Annotated in this window: 1 protein-coding gene; it reads right to left on the reverse strand. The window is 65.5% G+C overall.

Annotated elements, in window-relative coordinates; all coding sequences use genetic code 11:
* On the reverse strand, positions 1 to 1,018 hold a 1,018-nt coding region (locus tag AB0N16_RS41845; RefSeq protein WP_365806044.1), incomplete at its 3' end, for a zinc-binding dehydrogenase.
* Positions 1,019 to 1,152: the final 134 nt, after the last annotated feature.

Genomic DNA, 1,152 nt, shown 5'->3' on the forward strand with positions numbered 1-1,152 from the left:
GCCTGACACCATGCGTTGCGGCCAGATGCCGGGCGAACACCGCACCCAGACCACCCGTACCACCCGTGATCAACACCGTGCCATCCGCATCCAGCCCCGCCGGAACCCGCAACACCACCTTCCCCGTATTACGGCCCTCCCGCAGGAACCGGAACGCCTCCCCACCCCGCCGCACATCCCACACCCGCACCGGAGCAAGCCCCACCACCCCCCGCTCCAGCAACGACACAACCTCCAGCAACATCTCCTGAATACGCTCAGGCCCCGCCTCAAACAGGTCATACGACCGATACCGCACCCCCGGATACTCCCGAGCCACCACCCCCGGATCCCGCAAATCCGCCTTCCCCATCTCAATGAACCGGCCACCACGCGGCAACAAACCCAACGACGCATCCACAAACTCCCCCGCCAGCGCATCCAGCACCACATCCACACCCTCACCCCCCGTCACACCCAGAAAAGCCTCCCGGAAACCCACATCACGCGACGACGCAATCCGCTCAGCAGGCACCCCCAAAGCACGCACCGCACCCCACTTCGGCTCACTCGCCGTCGCAAACACCTCCGCCCCCAAATACCGGGCCAACTGCACCGCAGCCATCCCCACACCACCCGCCGCCGCATGCACCAACAACCGCTCCCCAGCCCGCAACCCCGCCAAATCCACCAACCCATACAACGCCGTCAAAAACACCACCGGCACCGACGCCGCCTCCACAAAACTGAACCCCTCCGGCATCCGCACCACCATCCGCCGATCCGCCACCGCCACCGGACCAAACGAATCCAGCACCAACCCCATCACCCGATCACCCGGCACCAGATCCACCACACCCGCACCCACCTCCAACACCACACCCGCCGCCTCACTCCCCAACGGCGCATCCCCCGGATACAACCCCAACGCAATCAACACATCCCGGAAATTCAACCCCGCAGCCCGCACCCCAATCCGCACCTCACCCACACCCAACGCACGACCCCCACCCGACGACACCAACTCCAAATCCTCCAACGACCCCTTCCGCTCAATACCCAACCGCCACAACCCACCCAACTCCACACCCACACCCGCCCGCACCAACCGCGGCACCACCAACCCACCCCGCCGAACAGCCAACTGAGGCTCATCCAAAGCAACCAGCGCAC

Source organism: Streptomyces sp. NPDC051105 (assembly GCF_040682795.1).
In the GTDB taxonomy this organism is placed as follows: domain Bacteria; phylum Actinomycetota; class Actinomycetes; order Streptomycetales; family Streptomycetaceae; genus Streptomyces.